The following is a 14,596-nucleotide window of genomic DNA, read 5'->3' as shown; positions in this document are numbered from 1 at the left end:
CGCCCGGCGACCCGGGCGGGGCCGGACCAGCGCGCCGGGAGGCGGTCAGAGCACGCACCCGGCCTCGGTGTAGCGCTCGGCCGGCACGGTCTTGAGGTGCTCCACGGCCTCGGCGAGCGGTACCAGGTGGATGTCGGTGCCGCGCAGCGCCGTCATCATGCCGAACCGGCCGCCGTGCACCGCCTCCACCGCGTGCCAGCCGAAGCGGGTGGCGAGCACCCGGTCGTACGCGGTCGGCGTGCCGCCGCGCTGCACGTGGCCGAGGATCACCGGCCGGGCCTCCTTGCCGAGCCGCTCCTCCAGCTCCACCGACAGCTGGGTGGCGACGCCGCTGAACCGCTCGTGGCCGTAGACGTCGGTGGTGCCGGAGGCGAAGTCCATGGTGCCAGGACGCGGCTTGGCGCCCTCGGAGACCACCACGATGGCGAACTTCTTGCCGGCCTCGAAGCGCTCGCCGACCACCCTGGCCAGCTCCGCCACGTCGAACGGCCGCTCGGGCACCAGGATGGCGTGCGCGCCGGCCGCCATACCCGAGTGCAGCGCGATCCACCCGGTGTGCCGGCCCATGACCTCCACGATCAGCACCCGCTGGTGCGACTCCGCGGTGGTCTTCAGCCGGTCGAGCGCGTCGGTGGCCACACCGACGGCGGTGTCGAAACCGAAGGTGACATCGGTGGAGGAGATGTCGTTGTCGATGGTCTTGGGCACGCCCACGATCGGCAGGCCCGCGTCCGACAGCAGCCGCGCCGCCTTGAGGGTGCCCTCGCCGCCGATCGGGATGATCGCGTCCAGGCCCAGGTCCCGGACATGGCCCCTGGCCCGCTCCACGCCGTCGCGCAGATGGGCCGGCTGTACCCGCGAGGAGCCGAGTATGGTGCCCCCACGGGCCAGGATGCCGCTCACCGCGTCCAGGTCGAGCTTGCGGTAGTCGGCTTCCAACAGCCCCTTCCACCCGTCGTGGAAGCCGATGACCTCGTCGCTGTGGTCCACCACGGCGCGGTGCACGACGGACCGGATGACGGCGTTCAGCCCGGGGCAGTCGCCGCCGCTGGTCAGCACACCAATACGCATCGCTCGCTACTCCCCGAAACTCGACCGGGACGGCCGGACTCCGTCGTCCGGATGGATCGGACCGAGTTTAGCGATCCCCGCTGTCATGCCTCCACGCCGACCGGACTGCGGCCACCTGACGACTACCCGAACGCCGGGGGTCCGTTGCGCAGCGTGACGAAGGCGCCGCCGGGGCGACGCCCGCCGGACCCGCTCAGGCCGGCTGGACCGCCGCCGCGATCCGCTCGCTGCGCAGCGCCTCGTACCACTGGTCGTCGACCGGCGGCAGCGCGTTGACATCGAGTGCGAGCTTGATCAGCAGGTCCGCGATCTGCGGATTCCTGGCCATCACCGGCCCGTGCATGTACGTGCCGAAGACGGTGTCGTTGAAGGCGCCCTCGGTGCCGTCGCCGGTGCCGTTGCCCTTGCCGACCCGCAGCCGGGCGAACGGGCGGGCGGTCGGACCGAGGTGGGTGACGCCCTGGTGGTTCTCGAAACCGGTCAGCTGCGGCAGGTTCAGCCGGGGGTCGATATCGGCCAGCACGTCGCCGACGCACCGCTCGCCCTCGCCGCGGGTGCTCACCACGTCCAGCAGTCCGAGACCCGGCTCCGGGCGGCCGAGGTCGTTGATGAACTCATGGCCCAGGATCTGGTAGCCGGCACAGACCGAGAAGACGATCGCGCCGTTGGCGACCGCCCGGCTCAGCCCGCCGTCGCGGCGCAGCCGCTCGGCCGCCAGCCGCTGCGGGCGGTCCTCGCCGCCGCCGATCAGGTAGATGTCCCCGGAGGTCGGGATCGGCTGGTCGGAGCGGACGTCGACCCGGGTGACCGGTACCCGGCGCTGCAGCGCCCGCCGCTCCACCACCAGCGCGTTGCCCTGGTCGCCGTAGGTGCTCAGCAGGTCGGGGTAGACCCACACCACGCGCAGGCTGGACTCACTCATAGGTGCTTCTCCTCGGGAGCTCGGCGGGTCAGTTCCCGACCCGGCGGCGCAGGTCCTGGAAGGCCGTGTAGTTGGCGATCGTCTCGATCCGGCCGGGCGGCGCGGACCGTACCGCCTCGTCCAGGTCGGCGCAGACCTGGAACTGGAGCCCGGCCACCTCCAGGCGCACCGCCAGGTCCATCTTGCGGTCCCCGATCACCTGGATCGGGTGCCCGGCCAGCCGGGTGTAGTCCACATCCCACAGCCAGGACGTGTCGGTGCCGTCCGCGCCGCGCGCGTTCACCGACAGGATCACCGGCGTCGGCGGGCGGTCGATCAGCGAGAACGTCTCCAGCCAGCCGGCCGGGTTCTTCGCCAGCAGCAGCCGCATCTCGCGCTGCCGGTACGACACCACGTCGTAGCGGCCGGCGACCGCCTGCACCTTGTACATCCGCTCCAGCGCGACCTTGGGGTCCACGCCGAACGCGGCGGCGGCCGCCGCGGACACCGCCGCGTTGGACTTGTTGGCCCGGCCCGGCAGCTGGAGGTGGATCGGCCAGGCCACGCCGTACGGGTCGATGACGTGGTCGCCGGACAGCGCCCAGGTCGGGGTCGGCCGGCGGAAGCCGCACTCCGCGCAGAACCAGTTCTCGGACGGGCGCTGGAGCACGCCACCGCACGACGGGCACGACCAGGCGTCGTCCTTCCACTCCTGGCCGGCCGCCACCCACACGACGGTGGGGCTGGACGAGGCCGCCCAGGTGATCAGCGGGTCGTCGGCGTTGGCGATGATGATCGCCTCGGAGCCGGCCAGCCCCTCGCGCCACTTCTCGGCGAGCATCCGGGTCTCCGCCGCCCGGTCCAGCTGGTCGCGGGACAGGTTGAGCAGCGCGATCGCCTTGGGGGCGACGTCCCTGGCCACGCCGGCCAGGTACTTCTCGTCGACCTCGATCACGCCGTAGCGGGCGTCGGAACCGCCGGCCAGCGCGGAGGTGATGCCGGCCGGCATGTTGGCGCCCAGCGCGTTGGAGACCACCGGGCCGTTGGCGCGCAGCGCCTCGGCGAGCAGCCGGGTGGTGGTGGTCTTGCCGTTGGTGGCCGAGACCAGCACCACGTCCAGGTGCCGGGCGAGTCTGGCCAGCAGATCGGGGTCGAACCGCAGCGCGACCTTGCCGCCGATCACCGACCCGCTGCCCTTGCCCGCCGCGCGCGACACCGCTGCCGCGGCCCTGCCCGCCGTCACGGCCAGCTTGGCCCGCGGCGTGAGCGGCTCCGAGTTGCCTGCCATCGTTCCTGCTCCTCCTCGACTCCGGATCGGCTCCGGCCGCGCCGCTGTGCTCGCGGCGGCCGGTCCGCCACCCTGCTCGCCGCTGCGGCGGCCGACAACTTCCGGTTCCGGCCCAGCCTATCGACTCCCCGCACCCGGGCCGCACCGCGCCGCCGCGGGACCTCTACGCTGTCCGCCATGCGATACGGCGCCATCCCCGGCAGCACCGGTACCGTCCACCGGCTGCGGCTGTTCGGCGAACCCGGGCTGCACACGCCGTGCGCCGAGGTCACCGCCTTCGACGGCGGACTCGCGCGGCTGGTGGAGGACATGTTCGCCACCATGTACGCGGCCGGCGGGGTGGGGCTGGCCGCCAACCAGATCGGGGTGCCCCTGCGGGTCTTCGTCTACGACTGCCCCGACGACGAGGACCGCCGCCACCTCGGGCACCTGGTCAACCCCCGGCCGGTCCGGACCGGCGGCGTCGAGGTCACCGGCGCCGAGGGCTGCCTGTCGCTGCCCGGCGTCGAGTGCGGCACCCGCCGCCACGACGAGGCCGTGGTGGAGGGCTTCGACATGTGGGGCGGGCCGGTGGCGGTGGCCGGCACCGGGTTCTTCGCCCGCTGCCTGCAGCACGAGTGCGACCACCTGGAGGGGACGGTCTTCACCGACCGGCTGCGCGGGCCGCGCCGGGCGCGGGCGCGGTGGGCGGTCCGCCGGGCGGCCCGCACCGGCGCCCTGCCGGCCGGCCCCGGCGGCTGACCCGCGCTCCCGCGGGGCTCCCACCGGTCCACCGGCCGGGCTCCCGGCGGCCGTTCCCGCAGGCCGTTCCCGTGGCGCCTTACAGGCCGGGGCTGCCGGCCCGGTCGCCGGCCGCCGCCAGCCGCCCCCACAGCAGGTCCGCCAGGCTGCGCACCAACTGGTCGCGGGAGACCGGGCGCTCGCTCAGCCACCAGTCGCCGGCCGCGTACATCATGCCGACGATGCCGTGGCCCCAGGCCCTGGCCACCATGCGGCTGTCCGGGCCGAGGTCGAGCCGCTCGTCGATCACCTCGGCCAGGTCCTCGCCCATCCGGCGCAGCAGCGGGACCGAGTGGCGGCCGACGTCGAAGCCCTTCTCACCGTCGGCGGCGGGGGTTTCGGCCGGGTGCATCAGGAAGCGGTAGACCTGCGGGCGGGTCTCGATCGCGGACAGGTAGGCGTGCAGGGTGGCCTCGACCCGGTCCCGCCGGTCACCGGGGGAGTCCAGGGCGGCGCGCAGGGTGGCCAGCAGGGCGTCGGTGTGGCGCTTGGCCAGCGCCCGGTACAGGCCGCTCTTGTCGCCGAAGTGCCGGTAGAGGATGGGCTTGGTGATGCCCGCCTCCGCGGCGATGGCGTTCATCGACGCCTCCGGGCCGTCCCGCAGCACCACGCGGTCGGCGGCTTCGAGCAACTCCTGGCGCCGTCGCTCGGTGGCCGTGCGCTGGTCCTGCCGCTGGCCGGTCTCCACCCTCGCCTCCCTGTTGTTCGATTGCCGGTGGTCTGCGCAACGTAACACTCCGGACCCGTGCGGTGGCTCGCGGGACCGGAGTTGACATTCCTTACCAGAGGGTAACAGACTGCGGTTACCGCTAGTAACCGGCACGTGGAGGGGACGATGGGCGACTTCACGCTCGAACTCAACGACGACCAGCAGTCCGTGCGCGCGTGGATCCACGGCTTCGCCGCCGACGTGATGCGCCCGGCCGCCGCCGAGTGGGACGAGCGCGAGGAGACGCCGTGGCCCATCATCCAGGAGGCGGCCGCGATAGGCCTGTACTCCCTGGACTTCTACGCCCAGCAGTTCTTCGACCCCACCGGCCTCGGCATCCCGATGACCATGGAGGAGCTGTTCTGGGGCGACGCCGGGATAGCGCTGTCCATCGTCGGCACCGGGCTGGCGGCCGTCGGCGTGCTCGCCAACGGCACCGAGGAGCAGATCGGCACCTGGGTGCCGCAGATGTACGGTGACGCGCACGACGTGAAGGTGGCCGCCTTCTGCTCCTCGGAACCGGACGCCGGCTCCGACGTGGCCGCGATGCGCACCCGGGCGGTGTACGACGAGGCCGCCGGCGAGTGGGTGCTCAACGGCACCAAGACCTGGGCCACCAACGGCGGCATCGCCAACGTCCACGTGGTGGTCGCCGTGGTGGACCCCGAGCTCGGCTCCAAGGGCCACGCCTCCTTCATCGTGCCCCCGGGCACCCCGGGCCTGTCCCAGGGGCAGAAGTTCAAGAAGCACGGCATCCGCGCCTCGCACACCGCCGAGGTGGTGCTGGAGGACGTCCGTGTCCCCGGCTCGTGCCTGCTCGGCGGCAAGGACAAGCTCGACGAGCGACTGGCCCGGGCCCGCGAGCGGGCCGCGACGGGCGGCGGCGAGTCCGCGGGACGGGTGAGGAACGCGGCCATGGCCACCTTCGAGGCGTCCCGGCCGGCCGTCGGCGCCATGGCCGTGGGCACCGCGCGGGCCGCCTACGAGTACGCCCTCGAATACGCGGTCGGCCGCGAGCAGTTCGGCCGCCCCGTCATCGACAACCAGGGCATCGCCTTCCAGCTCGCCGACATGCGCACCCGGATCGACGCCGCCCGGCTGCTGGTGTGGCGCGCCTCCTGGATGGCGACCGCCGGCCGGCCCTTCACCTCCGCCGAGGGCTCGATGTCCAAGCTCTTCGCCAGCGAGACCGCCAAGACGGTCACCGCCCAGGCGATCCAGATCCTCGGCGGCAACGGCTACACCCGCGACTACCCGGTCGAGCGCATGCACCGCGACAGTGCCATCTACACCATCTTCGAGGGCACCAGCGAGATCCAGCGGCTGGTCATCGCCCGCGCCCTGTCCGGGCTGCCCATCCGCTGACCCCCGCTCAGGTCCCGGGGCGGGGGCGGGACCCGAGCGGACCGGACAGGGGGCGGACCGGGCGGATCGCGGGGACCCGGAGCGGGCCGGGCCGCGGAACCGGCCGGCGCCGCAGGCGCGGGGCCCTGGAAGCGAAGCTCCGGAAGCGGGGCCTGGGACGGCGCCCCGCCGGGCACGGCGGTTCGCGCACCGCGTCGCGCGGGGCCCCGCACTCCGTAACGAACCCGGCACACCGGCCCCCCTCGGCCCTCCGGGCTGTCAGGCTCGAACCACCGGACCCGAAGCCCGAAGCAAGGGGAGGACCGCATGCGTACCCGCACCCGCGCCATCCGCACCCGCGCCGCCACCGCCGTCGTCCTGCTCGCCGCCGCGGCCATCCTCACCGCCTGCGACCCGGACACCACCGGTTCGGGGGGCGCCGGACACGCCGTCGTCAAACCGGTGCCCGATCTCGTCGGGAAGGGCCTGCAGAGCGCCCAGGACGTTGCCGAGTCGGCCGGCTTCCGCCGGCTCACCAGCCACGACTCCGCCGGCCGGGCCCGTCACCAGATCATCGACCAGGACTGGAAGGTCTGCTCGCAGAAGCCCGCCGCCGGCACCCGGGCGTCCACCGACACCAAGCTCGACTTCGGCACGGTCAAGCTCGACGAGACCTGCCCCGCCGCCGACCAGGCGCCGCCGACCAGGCGCCGCCGGCCAAGGCGGGCAGGCTGATGCCCGACTTCAGGGGCAGGGCGCTCAACACCGCCACCCGCAGCCTGCCCTCGGACACGTCCGTCAGCTCGTCCGACGCGGCGGGCCACCGCGTCATCCTGCTCGCGTCCAACTGGCGGGTCTGCACCCAGGCGCCGGCCCCCGGCACCCCGCTGCACGGGCAGCCGGTGCGGTTCACCGCCGTCAGGTTCGGCGAGAAGTGCCCTTAGGCCCTGCCGGGCGGATCTCCGCGGCGTCGCGGGCCCCGGCCCGCGGATCCGCCGCGTTCCCGCCGGCCGGCGGCGCACCACGCCGCCCCCTCCTCCGCCGTGCGGTCGCAACGCACCGGACCCCGCCCCGCCGTCCACGCGGATCCGGGTGACGGACCCCGGGTCCCGTCGCCCGGATCCCCGCGGGTGCAGGCGCGGCGGGGAAGACGGGAAAGAGGGGAGATGAACCGGGCGGTTCAGTCGTTGTCGCGGTAGCCGCGCAGCACGAACCACGCCAGCAGGACGCCGCCGACCACCGCGACCACGATGATGCTGCGCATCACCGGGCCGGGGCCGGGGGACTCGTTCACCGCGATGTTCAGCAGGTGGTGGATCGGCATGGGAGCTCCTTCTGGTCCGCTCGACCACCCTAGACCCGGCTGCGGACCGCCCCGCGCGGCGGGTGACCGCCGGGCCCGCGGGGACGCACCGGGGTGAAAGCCCGCAAAGCCCCGCGCAACGGCCGCCGCCGCCGCAGTGTCCCGCGGTGGCGGCTGTTCGAGTGACGTCGCACACGTCTCGCTGCGTTCTTTTGCCTAACGCCGCACGCCCACGGTCTGGTTCAATAGGAACATGGCCAGCATGACCGACACCGGGACAGGTCGACACGACCTGGAGCCCTTCTGGCCGTCCCGGCAGGAGCACCACTTCGACCGCTGGTGTTGCCGCGCGATCCCCGCGCGGACCCGCGTCATACGCTGACCTGCCCTGCGGCCGAAGCCGCCGTACGTCAGCATCCCGGTCCCGCGCAATAAGTCACCCATGACCCTTCGCGCGAAAGAGCCGAACCCATGTCGAACGTCTCCCCGTTCCAGTCCCTCACCGCTGCCGCCACCGCTGTCCCGGCCCCGGCCGGCCGGCAGCGGCTGCGCGCGGTCCGTCCCGACGAGGCGCCTCCGGCGCCCGACTTCCTGCCCCCCGGCGCCACCTGGATGCCGGCCCCGGGCCATGTGCTGCCCGCGGTGGCCGGCGGCGCCCCGATGGTCGGCTATCTGGTGCTGGTCCCGGCCGAACCGGGCCCGGACGGTGCCGGCGTACCGCAGCAGCCCGTGGAGGAAGCGGTGGACACCCCGGTCAGGATCGACAGCGACCGCCGTACCGCCGTCGTGGACGGCCGCCAGCTCGACCTCACCTACCTGGAGTTCGAGCTGCTCGCCCACCTGGTCGCCCACCCGCACCGGGTGCACTCCCGGGACCAGCTGGTCACCACGGTGTGGGGCTACGGCCATGTCGGCGACGGCCGCACCGTGGACGTGCACGTCGCCCGGCTGCGGCGCAAGCTCGGTGCCGCCCACCGGGGCAGCATCGTGACGGTGCGCCGCGTCGGCTACAAGTACGCACCGGTGGTCACGGCACGACCGTGACCGGCCACCGGCCGGCCTTCACCAGCCGGACGGCCACCGAACCCACCAGCCGGTGCCCGGCCCGCTCCGAGGCACCCACCACCACGGCGTCGGCGGTCAGCCGGTCGGCGGCCGTCGCCAGGCCGCTGTAGGGGTCTCCGCGGAAGGTGTGGAACTCCCAGCGCACGTGGAAGTCGTCCCCCACCCGCTCCACGGCGTCCCTTATCTCTGCCAGCAGCTGCTCGGCGACCCCGGTGTCCGCCTGCGACACCGGGACGCCGAGCGCCGCTCCGCCCGGCAGATAGGGCTGCACGTACACCAGCGCCAGGAGCGCGTGCTGGCGGCGTGCCAGACCCGACGCGTACGCGGCGGCGCGCCAGGACGAGTCGGAGCCGTCGAGCCCGGCGACGATGACCTTGGGGCCGTCAGTGCCGCGTTCGAAGTGCGCGGGAACCTGCTGTTCTGCCACGCGGCACAGGCTATCGACAGCCACGGGGGCCTCCCATCCCCGAGCGCGCCGCGTTATCACCCGAACGGGCCTATTGCCACGACATGGGCCTGTTTGCGAGGCACGCTTTCCGAAGAGGAGTGAAACAGGCGGCTTTTCCGCCCGGCGCCCGCACCGTCGGTCCCGGTCCGCGCCTCGCGTGCTCAGCCGCCCACGCCGCTACCGGGGAGGTTTGCGATGCCGAGCGTTTCCACGAACGTGTTCGTGCCCAGGCCGGCCACCGAGGTGTTCGACTTTCTCGCCGACGCCCGCAATCTCGCCCTGTGGAGTTCGGGAGTGTCCTCGGTCGAGGCGGCGTTCGTGCCGCCCGGCGTGGACGCGGTCTACTGCTACCGGTATCCGGGCCGGCGCCGCAGGCACCGGCTGGTCTGCGCGGACTACGAGCCGTGCCGGCGGATAGCCTTCCGCGGCCAGCGGATGTGGTGCCCGCTGGGCACCCAGGTGCCGCTGTACGCCTTCGACCTGCTCCCGCACGCCGACGGCACCCTGGTCCGGCTGTCGGTCACCAGCTCGCTCAGCGCCGGCCTGCTGCTGCTCGCCCCGGTCGTGGCGATGGCCTGGCGCCGGGACCTGCCGGTCGACGGGCGCAAGTTCTGCGACCTGCTCGGCGCCGCGGCGCCGGTGGGACCCGCCGCCCTCCCGGCGGCCCCGCAGACACGCGGTTCCACGACGCCGAGTGGCTTCGACTATGCTCATTGAGTGTTAAACTAACGCCGACGGAGAAACGCACGCGTCTCTCCCCCGCGAGCTGCCCCGGCCTGGTCCCCCCGTCCCGGCCGGGGCTCCTTTGTGTCCGGCTCCTGTCCGGGTCCCGCGCCGGGCCTCGCGCCCGGACCCGGCCCGGTCCACCGGTCCGCGCCGCGCGCCGTTGTCGGACCCCCGGCGTAGTTTGGCGACCATGACGAACGCACGGGCAAGGGCACCTGTCGGCGTGGCGCTGCGGCCCTGGTCGCAGGCCGACTTCTGGGTGCTGACCAGGACCAACGCTCCTGAGATGACCGAACACCTCGGCGGTCCCGAGAGCGGGCAGCAGCTCGCGGCCCGCCATCTGCGCTACCTGGGCCTGGACGGCGACCGCGGCCGGATGTACACCGTCCGCCTGTCCCCGGGGGGCGAGGTCGCCGGCTCGATCGGCTTCTGGCCGCGCCACTGGCGCGGCGAGGACGTCTACGAAACCGGCTGGGGCATCCTGCCCGGATTCCAGGGCCGGGGCATAGCCGCGGCCGCCGCCCGGGCGGTCATGGCGCAGGCCCGGCGGGCGGGCGACCGCGCGCACCTGCACGCCTTCCCCTCGGTCGGCCACGCGGCCTCCAACGCCGTGTGCCGCAAGGCCGGTTTCACCCTGCTGGGCGAGACCGCGTTCGAGTACCCCAAGGGGACCTTCATCCGCTCCAACGACTGGGTGGCCGACCTGTCGGCAGCGGGTTGAACCGCCCCGGCCCGGACCGGTTCCGGACCCGTGGCGCGGCGGCCGGTGGCAGACTCCGGTAAGAGCTCTCGTCCCGCCCGACCCGGAGGTCCCGTGCGTGCCCGCACCCCTGTCGCCCTGACCGCTGCCGCCGCCGTGACGGCGACCCTCGCCGTGAGCGCGGGCGGCGCGGCGGCCGTCACCGCCCCGCGGGTCCAGATCCCCCTGCCGCGGATCATGCACGACACCGGCGGCGGCACCCAGCTGCTCACCGTCACCGCGCCGACGCCGAGCTCCACCACCGGCACCCTCGTCCAGTGGGAGAAGACCGGCGGCGCCTGGAAGAACGTCGGCACCGCCCCCGCCCGCTTCGGCGCGAAGGGGCTGGTCGAAGGCACCGTCCGCAAGCAGAGCACCGACACCACGCCGACCGGTCTGTACGGGCTGCCGTTCGCCTTCGGAAACGCCGCGGCGCCCGGCGGCACCACGGTGGCCTACCGCCGGGTCACCCCCACCTCCTGGTGGTGCGAGGACGTCCGGTCGACCTCGTACAACCGCTGGGTGAGCCCGCTGCCCGAGGACTGCCGGGCGGGCGAGTCGGAGCGGCTCGCCGCCTACCCCACCCAGTACGCGCACGCCGTGGTCATCGACTTCAACTACGCCAAGCCGGTCAAGGGCCGCGGCGCCGGGATCTTCCTGCACGTCAACGGCAGCGGCGCGACGGCCGGCTGCGTCTCGGTGCCGGCCGACGCGATGAACCGGATCATCGGCTGGCTCAAGCCCGGCGCGGCGCCGCACATCGCGATCGGCACGTCGGGCGGCAGCACCTCGGTGGCGCGCTACTGAGGCCCGCCGCCGCGGCGGCGGTCGGACGGATGCCGGGCGGCATCCGGGCGGCACCGGCCGCCCGGATGTGTCATGACAGTAAAATATTCGCCAAGTGGAGGCGGTGTACTGGCTGTTGCCATAGCCGGATGCACTGTGATCAGCACAGGTCAGGCGTTCGAGTCCGGCCCCCGCGGACGGGGATGCGGAGGGGAAACCGGTTGCGCGGCGCCACTCGTCCGCGCTTGATCCCGCGTGCCATGATGCAGACGGCCGGCAGCCGTGCGACGCGGGGGACGGGGACCCTTCGCAGTTCGCCTTCGGCGCACGTCCGACGACGAGCGCAAATGCCGACAGGCATGCGAGCTACCAGGGGGCATCAAAGGTGTCAGAGAAAGCCGGACCGCGGTCTCACAGGTCCAGACCCGCGGACAGAACAGTCGGCGTCGGCCGGCTCCTCAACGGGGAGCCGGTATGAGGAATGATTTGCTGCTCGCCTTACGAACGCAGCGCGGCTGGACCCAGGAGGAACTCTCCGAACGCTCCGGGATCAGCGTACGCACCATACGGAACCTGGAGCGCGGCCGGGTGCAGAGCCCCCGCCGCAGCTCCCTCGACCTGCTGTTCTCCGTGCTCGACCCGGAGCTGCGGGGTGCCGGCGGGCCCCCGGCGTCCGGTACCGGGGTCCGCGCGGGCGGCGGCGCGGCGCGGTCGGCCGGTGATCCAGGCCGCGCCGGCGGGCCGGGCCCGCTCCCGCGCGCGGCGGCGGAGCCCGCGGGCGGACCCCGGGTGGTGGCGCGGACCCCGGCCAGGTGGCGCGGGCCGCGGGCGCCCAGGACCACGCTGGTCGGGCGGGAACGCGAAGTGGACGAGCTCTGCGAGATCGTCACCGGCCACCCGGTGACGGTGCTCACCGGGCCCGGCGGCATCGGCAAGTCGCGGCTCGCGCTGGCCGTGGCGGAGCGGACCGCCGCGGAGTTCCCCGGCGGCATCGCGGTGGCCCAGCTCGGCCGGGTCGCCGCGGCCACCGCCGCCAACGGCGGCGCGGGAGGCTTCGGGGGCGGCGCCGCGGCCGCGCCGGTCTTCGGCACGCTCGGCGGCGACGGACCCGGCGCCCTGGCCGCCGCCGGACGGGCGGTCGCCGAGCTGCTCGGCGACGAGCGGCAGCCGCCCGGCGCCGGACCGGGCCTGCTGGTGCTCGACACCGCCGAGCACCTGCCGCAGACCACCGCCCTGCTGGTGGAGCAGCTGCGCGGCGCCTGGCCCGACCTGCGGATCGTCGTCACCACCCGGCGGCCCCCGGTCCTGGCCGAGGCCCGCATCTGGGAGACCGGGCCGCTGACGGTGGAAAGTGCCGTGCAGCTCATGTCCCTCCGGCTGGCGTGCAGTTCGCTCACCGACGACCTGGCCGGGTCACCGGAGCGGGTGCGTGAGCTGTGCCGCGAGCTGGACTGCGTACCGCGGCTCATCGAGTTCGCCGCGTACTGGCTGCGCAGCATCCCGGTGTCCGCGCTGTTCCGGCCCGACCACGTGCTGGAACTGCTCGGGGTCCCGGACGTGTCCGCGCTGCCGCACCAGCGGTCCATGCGCGGCAGCCTGGAGTGGAGCTGGGGGATGCTCAGCCCGCGCCAGCGGCAGTTCCTGGTCCGGATCAGCGACAGTCCCGAGCCGCTGACCAGCGACGGACTCGAACCCGGGGCACTGGAACCGGAGTTCAGCTGCACCGAGGCGGTGTGCCTGCTCGCCGAGCTGGCCGACGCCTCACTGCTCCAGGTGCGCCGCGGCCCGCGCTACGAGTACCGGATGCTGCGCCACGTGCGGGCGTTCGTCCGCAACCGCGCGCCGCACGCGGTGGGCGCGCCGCGCCCGGCCGCGGTACGAGCGGCGGCCGGCTGCTGACGCCGCGTGGTGCCCGCGCCCTTCTCCGGCGGGCACCACGCGTGAGCGCGGACCCGGCAGGTCCTCCCGGCGCTCCCCGGATCCCCTGACGCCCCACGGCCGGCCCGTGCCCGCGCCGGGCGCCGGCGGCCCGCTCAGTAGCGCAGCACCGCCGCGATCCGCCCGACGTCGGCCAGCGCGTCGTCGGGCACGAACCGCACCCGCGCCCCGGTGTCCAGTGCCTGCTCGGCGATCTCGTCCACGATGTCGTCCCGCGCGCCCCGCTCGTCGGACCCCGCCGGCACCAGGTGCTCGCCGTCGTCGCGGACGGTCGTACGGTAGCCGTCCTCGATGGCGACCAGGCCGACCCGGCCCTCGGCCACCGACTGCCACACCTCGTCCACGCCGCCCGCGAACGACTTGCGCCCCCTGGCCCGGTCCAGGTCGTCCAGCACGCCGGCGACCGCCTCCTCGTCCCGGACCCGGTCGGCCTCGCGGACCGCCCGGCCCAGCGCCTCGGCCGGCCCTTCGGCCAGACCGCCCTGCGCCACCCGCGCCACCGCCTCGGCCACCACCGGACCGGCGCGGTCCAGCGCGGCCAGCACCTCCGTCTCGCCGACGGCGTACAGCGGGCGCGGATCGGCGGCCTGCACGGCACCGACCGCCTCGATGACCTCCCTCAGGAAGTGCCGGGTCTCCTCGTCGTCGAAGGTGCCCGGCACGTCGCCGACCCGCTCCTGCCGCTCGGCGTCGAAGTCGACCTCCGGTCGCCGGACCGGGAACGCGCCCGCGGCCTGCTCGGGGGTGTGCTGCCGGCCGCCGCTCCACAGCGTGGCCGCCCGCGAGTCGAGGGCGAGCACCCAGTACGGCTGGTTGGCGGCGTGCGCGGCCACCAGGCTGCGGGTCAGGAAGGTCTGCGCCAGCAGTACCCGGGCCGGCACCGACCGGCACAGCGACCAGACCTGGTGCTCGCCGGGCGCCGCGAAGATCGCCAGCCCGTCCTCGGCGTACCGCAGGTCCACCTCGGCCAGCGCCTGGTCCAGCTGCCCGATCACGTCGATCCGGTCGGCCCTGGCGACTTCCGGGTCGCCGTGCACCGCCTCCTTGGCCTCCTCCAGCAGGTTGCGCAGCCGTACGGAGTCCTGCGCGTTGTCCGGCTCCCGCCGGTGGGTGGGCAGCAGCACGGACACCGCGGGGTACTTGCGCGGCCTGCGCAGTTCGGCGAGCACGGCGGGAGTGAGCGGTTGGTGCGTGGACGGCATGGCGGACCCTTCCGGCGACGCCCCCGAAGACAATCCCGAGCACAACAGTCCCTTCCTTGGTAGCTCAATGTGCCGCCGCCCGCAGCCGGGGGCAGCAGCGCCCCCGCCGGAGGCGCTGCTGCCATGGACGGGCTCGTATGCGCGGCTGATCGTCGCTGAGGAAGGGCGGGGCGGCGGGACGGGATCGCGGAACACACGGGGGAGTGGGCGCCGCGCAGGCGGCGCTGGCGCTGATGGTCACCGCCGGTGTCGCGGCGGGCGCGCTGCTGCTGCGCCCCGGCGGCGGGCTCGGCCGG

Annotated in this window: 17 protein-coding genes; 10 read left to right on the top strand and 7 right to left on the bottom strand. The window is 74.1% G+C overall.

The features are described from left to right. Window positions 1-45: 45 nt before the first annotated feature. The 3 genes from RLT57_RS00625 to RLT57_RS00615 all read right to left on the bottom strand — a co-directional run bounded on the left by RLT57_RS00625 (window position 46) and on the right by RLT57_RS00615 (window position 3,260). Window positions 46-1,071, bottom strand: a complete 1,026-nt coding sequence (locus RLT57_RS00625; protein WP_311295373.1) for a 6-phosphofructokinase — start codon at window positions 1,069-1,071, stop codon at window positions 46-48. A 193-nt stretch (window positions 1,072-1,264) separates the two neighbouring features. Next, on the bottom strand, window positions 1,265-1,993 hold the full coding sequence (locus RLT57_RS00620; protein WP_311295372.1) for a type 1 glutamine amidotransferase: 729 nt from the start codon (window positions 1,991-1,993) through the stop codon (window positions 1,265-1,267). A 28-nt stretch (window positions 1,994-2,021) separates the two neighbouring features. Continuing rightward, window positions 2,022-3,260 (bottom strand): MurT ligase domain-containing protein, encoded by a 1,239-nt coding sequence (locus tag RLT57_RS00615; RefSeq protein ID WP_311295371.1) that lies wholly within the window; start codon window positions 3,258-3,260, stop codon window positions 2,022-2,024. Window positions 3,261-3,437: 177 nt separating this feature from the next. On the opposite strand from RLT57_RS00615, the gene def reads away from it, so the two are divergent. After that, complete coding sequence (def, locus tag RLT57_RS00610) at window positions 3,438-4,001, top strand: peptide deformylase (RefSeq protein WP_311295370.1); 564 nt, start codon at window positions 3,438-3,440, stop codon at window positions 3,999-4,001. A 79-nt stretch (window positions 4,002-4,080) separates the two neighbouring features. Here the strand turns inward: def and RLT57_RS00605 are convergent, their stop codons facing one another. Beyond that, the gene (locus RLT57_RS00605; RefSeq protein ID WP_311295369.1) at window positions 4,081-4,728 is read right to left on the bottom strand and encodes a TetR family transcriptional regulator; all 648 of its coding nucleotides are present in this window, start codon (window positions 4,726-4,728) and stop codon (window positions 4,081-4,083) included. Window positions 4,729-4,875: 147 nt separating this feature from the next. Between RLT57_RS00605 and RLT57_RS00600 the strand changes: the two genes are divergently transcribed. The 3 genes from RLT57_RS00600 (at window position 4,876) to RLT57_RS00590 (ending at window position 7,037) form a co-directional block, all read left to right on the top strand. Further along, a complete protein-coding gene (locus tag RLT57_RS00600; RefSeq protein ID WP_311295368.1) occupies window positions 4,876-6,114 on the top strand; it encodes an acyl-CoA dehydrogenase family protein in 1,239 nt (412 codons plus the stop codon). A gap of 306 nt (window positions 6,115-6,420) precedes the next feature. Then, entirely contained in the window at window positions 6,421-6,828 is a 408-nt protein-coding gene (locus RLT57_RS00595; protein WP_311295367.1) for a PASTA domain-containing protein, read from the top strand. After that, entirely contained in the window at window positions 6,828-7,037 is a 210-nt protein-coding gene (locus RLT57_RS00590) for a hypothetical protein (RefSeq protein ID WP_311295366.1), read from the top strand. The genes RLT57_RS00595 and RLT57_RS00590 overlap by 1 nt, the downstream gene beginning before the upstream one ends. 236 nt (window positions 7,038-7,273) lie before the next feature. Here the strand turns inward: RLT57_RS00590 and RLT57_RS00585 are convergent, their stop codons facing one another. Then, the gene (locus RLT57_RS00585) at window positions 7,274-7,417 is read right to left on the bottom strand and encodes a hypothetical protein (protein ID WP_311295365.1); all 144 of its coding nucleotides are present in this window, start codon (window positions 7,415-7,417) and stop codon (window positions 7,274-7,276) included. A 232-nt stretch (window positions 7,418-7,649) separates the two neighbouring features. On the opposite strand from RLT57_RS00585, the gene RLT57_RS00580 reads away from it, so the two are divergent. Further along, complete coding sequence (locus RLT57_RS00580; RefSeq protein ID WP_311295364.1) at window positions 7,650-7,778, top strand: hypothetical protein; 129 nt, start codon at window positions 7,650-7,652, stop codon at window positions 7,776-7,778. An 89-nt stretch (window positions 7,779-7,867) separates the two neighbouring features. Beyond that, window positions 7,868-8,440 carry a winged helix-turn-helix domain-containing protein gene (locus RLT57_RS00575; protein ID WP_311295363.1) on the top strand — a complete coding sequence of 191 codons (573 nt, stop codon included), beginning with the start codon at window positions 7,868-7,870 and terminating at the stop codon, window positions 8,438-8,440. Here the strand turns inward: RLT57_RS00575 and RLT57_RS00570 are convergent. Beyond that, the gene (locus RLT57_RS00570; protein ID WP_311295362.1) at window positions 8,424-8,888 is read right to left on the bottom strand and encodes a universal stress protein; all 465 of its coding nucleotides are present in this window, start codon (window positions 8,886-8,888) and stop codon (window positions 8,424-8,426) included. The genes RLT57_RS00575 and RLT57_RS00570 overlap by 17 nt on opposite strands. Window positions 8,889-9,104: 216 nt before the next feature. Between RLT57_RS00570 and RLT57_RS00565 the strand changes: the two genes are divergently transcribed. The 4 genes from RLT57_RS00565 (at window position 9,105) to RLT57_RS00550 (ending at window position 13,059) form a co-directional block, all read left to right on the top strand. Then, the gene (locus tag RLT57_RS00565; RefSeq protein WP_311295361.1) at window positions 9,105-9,626 is read left to right on the top strand and encodes an SRPBCC family protein; all 522 of its coding nucleotides are present in this window, start codon (window positions 9,105-9,107) and stop codon (window positions 9,624-9,626) included. A 199-nt stretch (window positions 9,627-9,825) separates the two neighbouring features. Next, entirely contained in the window at window positions 9,826-10,356 is a 531-nt protein-coding gene (locus tag RLT57_RS00560; protein WP_311295360.1) for a GNAT family N-acetyltransferase, read from the top strand. A gap of 93 nt (window positions 10,357-10,449) precedes the next feature. Next, window positions 10,450-11,181, top strand: coding sequence for a L,D-transpeptidase family protein (locus tag RLT57_RS00555; RefSeq protein ID WP_399127762.1), 732 nt, complete (start codon window positions 10,450-10,452; stop codon window positions 11,179-11,181). 453 nt (window positions 11,182-11,634) lie between these two features. Continuing rightward, window positions 11,635-13,059 carry a helix-turn-helix domain-containing protein gene (locus RLT57_RS00550; RefSeq protein ID WP_311295359.1) on the top strand — a complete coding sequence of 475 codons (1,425 nt, stop codon included), beginning with the start codon at window positions 11,635-11,637 and terminating at the stop codon, window positions 13,057-13,059. Between the two features lie 134 nt (window positions 13,060-13,193). Here RLT57_RS00550 and RLT57_RS00545 read toward each other — a convergent pair whose 3' ends face one another. Then, window positions 13,194-14,300 (bottom strand): chemotaxis protein, encoded by a 1,107-nt coding sequence (locus RLT57_RS00545; RefSeq protein ID WP_311295358.1) that lies wholly within the window; start codon window positions 14,298-14,300, stop codon window positions 13,194-13,196. Between the last annotated feature and the right edge of the window lie 296 nt (window positions 14,301-14,596).

The sequence above is a fragment of the Streptomyces sp. ITFR-21 genome, assembly GCF_031844685.1.
In the GTDB taxonomy this organism is placed as follows: domain Bacteria; phylum Actinomycetota; class Actinomycetes; order Streptomycetales; family Streptomycetaceae; genus Actinacidiphila.
The sequence above is the reverse complement of the archived record's forward strand: the minus strand, read 5'-3'. Positions and strand labels throughout refer to the sequence as shown.

What these genes read in the sequence shown, in the direction of transcription:
- def (WP_311295370.1), top strand. Translation starts at nt 3,438, where the DNA reads ATGCGATACGGCGCCATCCCCGGCAGCACCGGTACCGTCCACCGGCTG.
- RLT57_RS00585 (WP_311295365.1), bottom strand. Translation starts at nt 7,417, where the DNA reads ATGCCGATCCACCACCTGCTGAACATCGCGGTGAACGAGTCCCCCGGC.
- RLT57_RS00615 (WP_311295371.1), bottom strand. Translation starts at nt 3,260, where the DNA reads ATGGCAGGCAACTCGGAGCCGCTCACGCCGCGGGCCAAGCTGGCCGTG.
- RLT57_RS00580 (WP_311295364.1), top strand. Translation starts at nt 7,650, where the DNA reads ATGGCCAGCATGACCGACACCGGGACAGGTCGACACGACCTGGAGCCC.
- RLT57_RS00625 (WP_311295373.1), bottom strand. Translation starts at nt 1,071, where the DNA reads ATGCGTATTGGTGTGCTGACCAGCGGCGGCGACTGCCCCGGGCTGAAC.
- RLT57_RS00575 (WP_311295363.1), top strand. Translation starts at nt 7,868, where the DNA reads ATGTCGAACGTCTCCCCGTTCCAGTCCCTCACCGCTGCCGCCACCGCT.
- RLT57_RS00545 (WP_311295358.1), bottom strand. Translation starts at nt 14,300, where the DNA reads ATGCCGTCCACGCACCAACCGCTCACTCCCGCCGTGCTCGCCGAACTG.
- RLT57_RS00565 (WP_311295361.1), top strand. Translation starts at nt 9,105, where the DNA reads ATGCCGAGCGTTTCCACGAACGTGTTCGTGCCCAGGCCGGCCACCGAG.
- RLT57_RS00550 (WP_311295359.1), top strand. Translation starts at nt 11,635, where the DNA reads ATGAGGAATGATTTGCTGCTCGCCTTACGAACGCAGCGCGGCTGGACC.
- RLT57_RS00600 (WP_311295368.1), top strand. Translation starts at nt 4,876, where the DNA reads ATGGGCGACTTCACGCTCGAACTCAACGACGACCAGCAGTCCGTGCGC.
- RLT57_RS00560 (WP_311295360.1), top strand. Translation starts at nt 9,826, where the DNA reads ATGACGAACGCACGGGCAAGGGCACCTGTCGGCGTGGCGCTGCGGCCC.
- RLT57_RS00590 (WP_311295366.1), top strand. Translation starts at nt 6,828, where the DNA reads ATGCCCGACTTCAGGGGCAGGGCGCTCAACACCGCCACCCGCAGCCTG.
- RLT57_RS00595 (WP_311295367.1), top strand. Translation starts at nt 6,421, where the DNA reads ATGCGTACCCGCACCCGCGCCATCCGCACCCGCGCCGCCACCGCCGTC.
- RLT57_RS00620 (WP_311295372.1), bottom strand. Translation starts at nt 1,993, where the DNA reads ATGAGTGAGTCCAGCCTGCGCGTGGTGTGGGTCTACCCCGACCTGCTG.